Origin of the sequence: Bradyrhizobium sp., from assembly GCF_019244115.1 — a bacterium.
In the GTDB taxonomy this organism is placed as follows: Bacteria; Pseudomonadota; Alphaproteobacteria; order Rhizobiales; family Xanthobacteraceae; genus Bradyrhizobium.
Genome location: NZ_JAFATE010000609.1, coordinates 1 through 9151, shown reverse-complemented (window position 1 = coordinate 9151; position 9151 = coordinate 1). Strand labels below are relative to the sequence as shown.

At 62.4% G+C, this 9151-nt stretch carries 8 protein-coding genes and 1 pseudogene; 4 read left to right on the top strand and 5 right to left on the bottom strand.

Annotation, left to right across the window (positions count from 1 at the left end; genetic code table 11):
* The first annotated feature begins 12 nt into the window (after nucleotides 1-12).
* The 3 genes from JOZ76_RS26890 to JOZ76_RS26880 all read left to right on the top strand — a co-directional run bounded on the left by JOZ76_RS26890 (nucleotide 13) and on the right by JOZ76_RS26880 (nucleotide 3769).
* Nucleotides 13-231, top strand: coding sequence for a copper-binding protein (locus JOZ76_RS26890; protein WP_291703804.1), 219 nt, complete (start codon nucleotides 13-15; stop codon nucleotides 229-231).
* Nucleotides 232-1112: 881 nt separating this feature from the next.
* Complete coding sequence (flhA, locus tag JOZ76_RS26885) at nucleotides 1113-3245, top strand: flagellar biosynthesis protein FlhA (RefSeq protein WP_291703802.1); 2133 nt, start codon at nucleotides 1113-1115, stop codon at nucleotides 3243-3245.
* A 323-nt stretch (nucleotides 3246-3568) separates the two neighbouring features.
* Nucleotides 3569-3769 (top strand): hypothetical protein, encoded by a 201-nt coding sequence (locus JOZ76_RS26880; protein ID WP_291703801.1) that lies wholly within the window; start codon nucleotides 3569-3571, stop codon nucleotides 3767-3769.
* Nucleotides 3770-3944: 175 nt separating this feature from the next.
* On the opposite strand, the gene JOZ76_RS26875 is transcribed toward JOZ76_RS26880, so the two are convergent.
* The 4 genes from JOZ76_RS26875 to fliI all read right to left on the bottom strand — a co-directional run bounded on the left by JOZ76_RS26875 (nucleotide 3945) and on the right by fliI (nucleotide 7503).
* Nucleotides 3945-4850: an anti-sigma factor gene (locus JOZ76_RS26875; protein WP_291703799.1), complete on the bottom strand. Its 906-nt coding sequence runs from the start codon at nucleotides 4848-4850 to the stop codon at nucleotides 3945-3947.
* Nucleotides 4851-4896: 46 nt separating this feature from the next.
* Nucleotides 4897-5445 (bottom strand): sigma-70 family RNA polymerase sigma factor, encoded by a 549-nt coding sequence (locus tag JOZ76_RS26870; RefSeq protein ID WP_291703797.1) that lies wholly within the window; start codon nucleotides 5443-5445, stop codon nucleotides 4897-4899.
* Between the two features lie 181 nt (nucleotides 5446-5626).
* The gene (gene fliJ, locus JOZ76_RS26865; RefSeq protein ID WP_291703795.1) at nucleotides 5627-6046 is read right to left on the bottom strand and encodes a flagellar export protein FliJ; all 420 of its coding nucleotides are present in this window, start codon (nucleotides 6044-6046) and stop codon (nucleotides 5627-5629) included.
* A 149-nt stretch (nucleotides 6047-6195) separates the two neighbouring features.
* Nucleotides 6196-7503 (bottom strand): flagellar protein export ATPase FliI, encoded by a 1308-nt coding sequence (gene fliI, locus JOZ76_RS26860; protein WP_291703793.1) that lies wholly within the window; start codon nucleotides 7501-7503, stop codon nucleotides 6196-6198.
* Nucleotides 7504-7876: 373 nt separating this feature from the next.
* Between fliI and ctrA the strand changes: the two genes are divergently transcribed.
* Nucleotides 7877-8578 (top strand): response regulator transcription factor CtrA, encoded by a 702-nt coding sequence (gene ctrA / locus JOZ76_RS26855; protein WP_006614002.1) that lies wholly within the window; start codon nucleotides 7877-7879, stop codon nucleotides 8576-8578.
* Between the two features lie 90 nt (nucleotides 8579-8668).
* On the opposite strand, the pseudogene JOZ76_RS26850 reads toward ctrA, so the two are convergent.
* Nucleotides 8669-9151, bottom strand: a pseudogene (locus JOZ76_RS26850) (S53 family peptidase); the annotation flags it as partial.

Genomic DNA, 9151 nt, shown 5'->3' with positions numbered 1-9151 from the left:
GCGGCGGAAGCCATCACCGGCGAGGTCAAGAAGATCGACGAACGCGCGGAAAAGATCACGCTGAAGCACGGCCCAGCCAAGAGCCTCGGCATGGATGAGGGCATGACGATGGTCTATCGCGTCAAGGATCCCGCGATGCTCAAGCAGTTCAAGGTCGGCGACAAGGTGACGTTCGAGGCCGAGGAGGCGGCGTCGGGCTATACGGTGACCAAGCTGCAAAAGTCGAAGTAGACAAGTAAAGTCCCGCCCGTTACGCGAACGAAGCGAAGCAATCCATGCTGCCGTTTGCGCGACATGGATTGCTTCGTCGACTTGCCCCTCGCCATGACGGCTCTGCTGAAACGGACCGGGATGAGCAGAAAATGAGAACGCTTGGCACAGCGGCGCTCGTCGCAGTGGGAGCCTACGCCGTCTGGACCGCGTTCAGGTTGGTCAATGCCCCTTCAACCGAACAGGTTATGCAACTTTCTCTCAAGGCATTGAGAGTACCGGGATTGGAGACCGCTTACGCCCTTCACAACGACGCCTGTTCAATCACGAAAGCCAGCATTTGGACCTGGAGTGTCTCTTGCGAGGGAGTGCCGATGCATTTCTACCAGGACATAGCCCTTTGCGAGTCTCAGTTCCCCAGGATTTGCGCGGCCGCTCCATCGTCCTTCACGAACTGTCGGTCCTACTACTGGAATATCGATCTGGCTGGAAACCCCTCGGCCCCGATCGGTAAGAGGAAAGGATACGCGTCCGTCGAATCGGACTGCAGGCCGAAAGGCACATTTGAATCCGAGCGGATGGAAATGGTCCGTCGGGGCATCCGACCCGGCCCCGCCGAGATAGGTGTCCCATCTGGCTCAATCTCGGACAAGCCGGCAACTCTTCAGCCCTCAGGCCAGTAAGCGGCGAAATACCGCGCCGCAGAGACCACTTCCTTAACCGTTTGCTAACTATACACCGGGCAAGAATTGCCGAGTGAAGTTGAGTGTCGTCGGTCGCGGATAGCGGGGGAGCTTCCCGTGGACGCCAGCGCGGTGCCTCACTTTCGAAGCGGTGGTCCTGCGGCCGCCGTGCAGACGTTTGGCGCGCGTGAGCGGCACAGCCGGGGGGAAGCGGCAACCATGGTCGACGTCACGGCGGGTCAGGGCGCGGGCGCCCTCGGCGGCTCTTTTCCAAAGCTCGGCGACATCGGCAACCTGATCAAGCGCGGCGACATTGCGCTCGCGCTCGGCATCCTTGTCATCCTCGTCGTGCTGATCATGCCGCTGCCCTCGGTGGTGCTCGATCTGTTTCTGGCGATCTCGATCACGATGTCGATCCTGATCCTGATGACCGCACTGTTCATCCAGGCGCCGCTGGAATTCTCGTCGTTCCCGACCACGCTGTTGATCTCGACCATGCTGCGGCTGTCGCTCAGCCTCGCCTCGACGCGGTTGATCCTGTCGCACGGTCACGAGGGCACCGATGCGGCCGGCCACGTCATCGAGGCGTTCGGCAATTTCGTAATGGGCGGTAATTTCGTCATCGGGATTATCGTCTTCGCGATCCTGGTGACGGTCAACTTCGTCGTCATCACCAAGGGTTCGGGGCGCATCGCCGAAGTCGCGGCGCGCTTCCATTTGGACGCGATGCCCGGCAAGCAGATGGCGATCGACGCCGACCTGTCCGCCGGCCTGATTGACGAGAAGATCGCCAAGGAGCGGCGCAAGGCGCTGGAGGACGAAAGCGGCTTCTTCGGCGCCATGGACGGTGCCTCAAAATTCGTCCGCGGCGACGCGGTCGCGGGCCTGCTCGTCGTCTTCATCAACATCATCGGCGGCATCATCATCGGGGTCGCCCAGCAGGGCCTGTCCTTCGGCGAGGCGGCGCGCACCTACACGCTCTTGACCGTCGGCGACGGCCTGGTGACCCAGGTGCCTGCCTTGATCGTCTCGACCGCCGCGGGCCTCCTGGTCTCCAAGGCGGGCGTCTCCGGGGCAGCCGACAAGGCACTGATCAAGCAGTTTTCCGGTTATCCGCAGGCGCTCGGCATGGCGGCCGCGGTCATGGGCGTGCTCTCGATGCTGCCGGGTATCCCGATGATCCCCTTCCTCGCACTGGCCGGCGGCGCGGGATGGCTCGCCTGGTCGGCGCGCAAGCACAAGCGTGCCACGAGGGCGGCGGAAGCGACCGCGGCGGCGACGCCCGCGGCTGCCGCCGCCGCGGCGGCGCAGGCGGAAGAACCGATCTCGAGCGCGCTGAAGATCGATGATCTCAAGATCGAGCTCGGCTATGCATTGCTGCCGCTGGTGAACGGCCCCGATGGCACCGACCGGCTGACCGAACAGATCAAGGCGCTGCGCCGGTCGCTGGCGATCGAGATGGGCTTTGTGATGCCGGCGGTGCGAATCCTCGACAATGTGCAGCTCGAGGCCAATACCTACATCATCAAGATCAAGGAAGTAGATGCGGGCACCGGAAAGATCTGGCCCGCCCAGTTCATGGTCATGGACCCCGCCGGCAACCAGGTCAGCGTGCCCGGCATTCACACCATCGAGCCGACCTTCGGCCTGCCCGCGACCTGGGTCGACGCCAGCCTGAAGGAGGAAGCATCGCTGAAGGGCTATACGGTGGTGGACGCCGCAACCGTGCTGTCGACGCATCTCACCGAACTGCTCAAGGGCAACATGTCGGATCTGTTGTCCTACGGCGAGGTGCAGAAATTGTTGAAGGAGCTGCCGAAGGAGCAAGGCGAACTGATCAAGGACATCGTTCCGGGCCAGATCACGATCTCGGGCATCCAGCGCGTGCTGCAGCTGCTGCTCTCCGAGCGCATCTCGATCCGCGATCTCTCGACCATTCTCGAAGGTATCGCCGATGCACTGGCGTTCTCGCGCAATCCGTCGACCGTCGTCGAGCACGTCCGCGCCCGGCTGGCGCGCCAGATCTGCGCGCAAAATACCTCTCCGATGGGCTATCTGCCGCTGATCGCGCTGTCGGCCAGATGGGAGCAGGCTTTTGCCGAGTCGCTGGTCGGTCAAGGCGACGAACGCAGCCTTGCCATGCAGCCGTCAAAACTCTCCGAGTTCATGACCTCGGTCCGCGATGCGTTCGAGCGGGCGGCCCGCGAAGGCGAGGCGCCGGTCCTGGTTACCTCGGCCGCCATCCGTCCTTTTGTGCGATCTCTCGTTGAACGTTTTCGTGCCCAGACCACGGTGCTGTCGCAAGCCGAGATCCATCCGCGCGCGCGGCTGAAAACGGTGGGAAGCGTCTAGGTACCGCTGATTTGTGCATTTAGCCGCAGGGCTTTTTCGCCACAGGCAATTGTTTTCTGCTTCGGAACAGCTTCGGAACAGCTTCCTCCTGGATGCCGCCTGGAGTCCGGAAAACTGGCCTTAAGTGGCTGTAGTATCTGATTATTCCAAGGCATATTGATATTAACCAATCGCGCAAGTTCACATCTCTTCACTGACTTGTGAATACCCCTTTCGGAACGGAAGCCCAAATTCCTACGTATACACGCGTAAGAGATTGAACCGCGCCTGAGATGGCGTCGACGAATTTTTTGAGAGCCAAGGAAGGCGGGCTGGAGGCTTCCATGAACCATTCGATTTACAGCGCGGATCGATCGACCCACCTCAAGGTGGTAGCGGTCGCTTTGGTTGCTGGTATCGCAGTGGCGGCGGTTGGCCTCTCCGCACGGCTCAGCAGCGATGACGGTTATGCGCAGACCGCGCGCGTCATCAAGGCCGGCAAGCCGGTCACGGTCACGAGTTCGGAAGCGTCTGTCGTACGCTAGCAAAGAAGAGGATTTTTTCGGAATTCACGCGGCCCTTTACCAGCCCCCCAAAGTCGCCACGTGGATATGTAGAAGACCCACCCCAAGTCGACTACAAAAGAAAACGCCCGCCCCCCACGGGCGTTTTCGCTTTTTGTGGGGTCCGCGTTCGTTGGAGTTCAACCAATGCTGGACGCTATCGGTTCGGAGCGGATGTCGTGGGCGGCACCGTCTCGATCAGCTTGCCGGTATAGATCGGCGTCGAGTGCGGGACACCGTCCGGTGAACCTCCCGCCTGCTCGACCGTGACGGCGTAGGTGGCGCCGTTGATGACATCCTGGTCGTAGCCCGAGAGCACTGGACGCGCGGTGAAGTCGCTGCCGCCGATCACACCGAGCGACCGCGGCCGGGGCAGCTTGTCAGAGATCAGCCACAGCTCAAAACTCTTGCCCGGCTCCGGCGAAGCGCCGACCTTGCGCACGGTGAAATTCTTGGTCGTGGCGTCGACAGTGAGAATGAACGCCGGCGCGCCCGCCTGCCCCTGCAGGATCGCCACATATTGTCCCGAAAGTCCTTGCCCGGTTTGCGGCGTCCTCACCTCGACGACCTGGACCTGGGGCTTCGATCTGAGCGCACCGGGCAACAAATTGGGCTTGTAGACCTCGACGGCCAGCATCGCGATGAGCGCCGCCGCCAACGCCGTCATCGCCGAGGCGATGGTGCGCCAGCGCCTGGCCTGCGCGGTCAGGCGGATGACATTGGAGTCGCCCGTGACCGGCGGCGCGACCTGCGCGCTGATCACCGCTTCGCCAGGTGCGGTCCGCCGGGGCGCGGCAGCCGCCAGCGCTTCCGGCAGCACGATCGGCGCCTGCGGTTCGGCCTGTCCGATCGCCGCCCTGATGCGCTCCCACAATTCGGGTCGCGGCTCGACCGCACCGACCATCTGGTTCAGCGCGCCGAGCCGGAACTCCCAGGCCTGCACGACCGCGGCGAAATCCGTGTCGACGGCCATCATGGTCTCGACCTGCGCGCGCTCATCGGCATCGAGTGTGCCCAGCGCATATTCCGCAGCGAGCGCGATATGGTCTTCGCTATAGGCCATCATCCGAACCAGAGAACTTCCACCTCGAGCGCGTTCACGCCAAAACTCATCCCAGTCCGAGACATTCCCGGATGTCCATCATGCTGCGGCGCAGCCAGGTCTTCACCGTATTCACCGGCGCCGCAAATTTCTCCGCCAACTGCTCGCGGCTCCAGCCGTTGTAGTAGGCGAGCAGCACGAGCTTCTGACGGTCGGGCTCCAAGCGCCCAACACACTCCAAAAGCCGCTTCAGTTCTTCGGTCATTTCCCGTCGCGCCAGCGGATCGGGGCTTTCGGCCGCCACCTCCATCGCCGACGGTTCCTCTTCGATCGAAACCTCGCTCCGCTTGCGAACGAGATCGATGGCCCGGTTGCGGGCAATGGACGCCATCCATGTGATCGGCGAGGCCAGTCCGGGATTGAATTGGCCCGCACTGTTCCAGATCTTGACGTATGTCTCCTGAACGACCTCCTCTGCGAGATCCTGACGGCGCAAGATACGGAGCACGACGCCATAGAGTTTCGCACGCGTGGCGGCGTATAGGCGCTCAAAGGCGGCCTCATCCCCCTTCGCGACCGCGGCGATCAGCCAAACCAGCTCCGCCGGCGTCAGCATTCAGCGCCCCCGAAATCGCATCTTTTCGTCGTCCTATGCACTGGATCGCGGTTCATCGCTTTTCGTAGCATATCTTACAGGCAGGCGATCAAGCCAACTCGCCGCGGAATTCATTATTGACACGAAAAGCCCGGACCTCGCGGCCCGGGTTTTGTCAGCAAGATCTGTTGTTGGCGGGGGCTCAGACGATGACGCCGAGCCGTGCCCGCATCAAGCCGATGCTGTCGAGATCGGCCTGTTCCCGCGCGCTCTCTTCGGCGCGCTCGCGGGCCTGGTCGCGCTCGTCCAGCAGTTCGACCTTCTTCAGCTCCTCATAGGCCTCCGACAGCAGGCTCTTGGCTTCTTCGAGCTGGACGCGCAGTTCGTCGGCGGAGCGGGTCAGGTTTTCGCGGCGCTGGATCGCAGCCTTGGCGTAGGTCGGATAGGCAAAGTGGCTGGGATCGTTGATCCCGGCGCGGTCCTGCTCGCTCTGGATCTCGCGCTCGAGCTCGACCGCCATGCGCTGAAAATCCGCGATCATGCCCTCGATCTGGGTGACCCTTCGGCGCTTCTCGTCGACCTGGAACTTCTTCAGACGAATCAGCGTTTCGCGCGACTTCATCGACTCATACTCCCCCGAAGTCCCGGCTCCGACGCGGGACAAGGCCGGTTTCCAACGAGGGCCCGGCCGGTATAGCTAAATATGCGGTGGGATGATGGCCTGACAAAGTTAGCGTTCCGTTTCCAAACGGTTAGCGTTCCGTTTCCAAGTCACCCCAGGATCTGCTGAAGCTGCTGGTATCCCTGCTGGAGACTGGCAACTTCGTCCTTCCCCTGGCGCAAAAAGGCCTCCAGCGGCTCATGCAGGCGGATCGCCTCGTCAACTTCCGGACTGGAGCCGGCCCGGTAGGCCCCGAGCCGGATCAGTTCCTCCATGTCGGCATAGGTCGCCATGATCTGGCGCGCTCGCATCAGGACCGGCAGATAGGCCGGATCGGCCGATCTCGGCATGGTCCGGGAGACCGATTTGAGAACGTTGATCGCCGGATAGCGGCCCCGCTCGGCGATCGCCCGCTCCATCACCACATGGCCGTCCAAGATGCCGCGGACGGCATCGGCGATAGGCTCATTATGATCGTCGCCGTCGACCAGTACCGTAAAGATGGCGGTAATCGTCCCGATCCCCACGCCCGGACCGGCGCGTTCGAGCAGCTTTGGCAGTTCCGTGAAGACCGTGGGGGTATAGCCTTTGGCGGTCGGCGGCTCACCGGCCGAGAGCCCGATCTCGCGCTGTGCCATGGCAAAGCGCGTCACCGAATCCATCAGGCAGAGCACATCTTCGTCTTCATCACGGAAATGCTCGGCGATCGCGAGCGTGAGGTATGCGGCCTGCCGGCGCATCAGCGCCGGCTCGTCCGAGGTCGCGATCACCACCACCGAGCGCGCCAGCCCCTCCTCGCCGAGGTCGTCCTGCAAAAACTCCTGCACCTCGCGGCCGCGCTCGCCGACCAGGCCGATGACCGAGACGTCGGCATCGACATTGCGCGCCAGCATCGACAGCAGTACCGACTTACCGACGCCGGAGCCCGCGAAGATGCCGAGGCGCTGGCCGCGGCAGCAGGTCAAGAAAGTGTTGAGGGCACGGACGCCGAGATCGAGCGGACGACCAACGCGCTTGCGCGCATGTGCGGGCGGCGCCGTGTTCCGATACGGCACGGGCGAGGCGCCCTGCTCCAGCGGGCCCTTGCCGTCGATCGGCTCGCCCATCGCATTGATCACCCGTCCGAGCCAGGCCCGCGATGGCCGCACCAGATTGGCGGCATTGGCAATGACGGCCCTGCAGCCGCGCCGTACGCCATCGAGCCCGGCGAACGGCATCACCACGGCATTGTTCCCGGAGAAGCCGATCACCTCGGAGGGAATGACGCGGTTGCCTCCGGTCTCGATCACGATCCTCGCGCCGACCGACATCGCATGAATGGGACCGGCGACCTCGACCATGAGGCCCTTCACGCCGACCACGCGGCCGAAAATATTGACACCGTCGATGTCGCCGATCTGCTCCGCCAACGCTTTCATTGCGAAAACCTTAAGTTCTCATGGTTTTCCGGGCTCTGCTTAACTTCGTGTTTACCCGCATCATTAATCATTGCGTCACTGTCCTTGATGACTGAGAACGCTTGGCTGCCTCTTCAAGAGAACAGCGAATCGCGGGAGTCGGTTAAGGCTAACTCTTAACGTGGAGACTGAACGAAACTGGATACAAAAAACTGGTTCGACGCAACACCTTAGCGCGATTCGATAAAAATTGCATCGAGAAGGCTTGCGGATCAGAATCAGATTTTGTTAACCATGTTTCGTCAGGATCCGAATCAGTTGTTCAAAGGCGTTTTGAGTGCCGCGAGTTTGCGGCCCGACCTGACGCCCGGAGCGGCGACTATGGGGAACTGGCATGCGCGTTTTGCTGATTGAAGATGACAGCGCCGTCGCGCAGTCAATCGAATTGATGCTCAAATCCGAGAGCTTCAACGTCTACACCACCGATCTCGGTGAAGAGGGCGTCGACCTCGGCAAGCTTTACGATTACGACATTATCCTGCTCGATCTTAATTTGCCTGACATGTCCGGTTACGACGTGCTCAAGCAGCTCCGCGTCTCCAAGATCAAGACGCCGATCCTGATCCTCTCCGGCCTTGCCGGTATCGAGGACAAGGTCAAGGGTCTCGGCTTCGGCGCCGACGACTACATGACAAAGCCCTTCCACAAGGACGAGCTGATCGCCCGGATCCATGCGATCGTGCGCCGCTCGAAGGGTCACGCCCAGTCGGTAATTCAGACCGGCGACCTCGTGGTCAATCTCGACACCAAGACAGTCGAGGTCGGCGGCCAGCGCGTGCACCTGACCGGCAAGGAATACCAGATGCTGGAGCTGCTTTCGCTGCGCAAGGGCACCACGCTGACCAAGGAAATGTTCCTCAACCACCTCTATGGCGGCATGGACGAGCCGGAACTGAAGATCATCGACGTCTTCATCTGCAAGCTGCGCAAGAAGCTCGCCAACGCCTCGGAAGGCCGCAACTTCATCGAGACCGTCTGGGGACGCGGCTATGTGCTGCGCGAGCCGCACGATCTTGACGAACGCATTCCCGCTTAAACCGCTTCATCGGGTCTACCTGCGCGCCGTCTGGCTCGCTCCTCCCGAACTGGACCCCGCCGCGAATGGCGGGGTTTTTGTTTTTGGGACCTACGCCACCGGAATGGCGGCGAGCGCCGCGATGATGTCGACACCATTCGGCACACCCAACCCGGTGCAGGCGTTCCAGCCCGCACCCGCGTCATAGCCCTTGCCGCCGACGCGATTGTCGCCCCGGATGATCTGGCGAAACAGCGGGGCGTTGGCATAGAGCGCGGAATTGACGAAGCCGACCGGGCCGCCGCGCGCGGCATTGGTCATCGCGATCAGCCCCGCCCAGAGCGGTGCGACTGCACTGGTGCCGTCTTTCACGATCTCAATGCCATCGAGAACGATGCGATAGCCGGGACGGCCCGCCGCGGCCGCCGCGACATCGGGGATGCCGCGGCGCAGCCTGCCGTCGTTCACGGAGGGCGGCAGCGCCAGGCCGGATTGATAGGCCGGCACTGGAAAAGCGTCGCTGATCCCGCCTCCCGTGCCGAGGGTGCCCTCGTTCCAGACCACCTCGTCGGCGACACCGATTCCGTCCGCGCC

Coding starts and splice junctions, on each gene's coding strand:
- flhA (WP_291703802.1), top strand. CDS start 1,113: ATGGTCGACGTCACGGCGGGTCAGGGCGCGGGCGCCCTCGGCGGCTCT.
- JOZ76_RS26880 (WP_291703801.1), top strand. CDS start 3,569: ATGAACCATTCGATTTACAGCGCGGATCGATCGACCCACCTCAAGGTG.
- JOZ76_RS26875 (WP_291703799.1), bottom strand. CDS start 4,850: ATGGCCTATAGCGAAGACCATATCGCGCTCGCTGCGGAATATGCGCTG.
- JOZ76_RS26870 (WP_291703797.1), bottom strand. CDS start 5,445: ATGCTGACGCCGGCGGAGCTGGTTTGGCTGATCGCCGCGGTCGCGAAG.
- fliJ (WP_291703795.1), bottom strand. CDS start 6,046: ATGAAGTCGCGCGAAACGCTGATTCGTCTGAAGAAGTTCCAGGTCGAC.
- fliI (WP_291703793.1), bottom strand. CDS start 7,503: ATGAAAGCGTTGGCGGAGCAGATCGGCGACATCGACGGTGTCAATATT.
- ctrA (WP_006614002.1), top strand. CDS start 7,877: ATGCGCGTTTTGCTGATTGAAGATGACAGCGCCGTCGCGCAGTCAATC.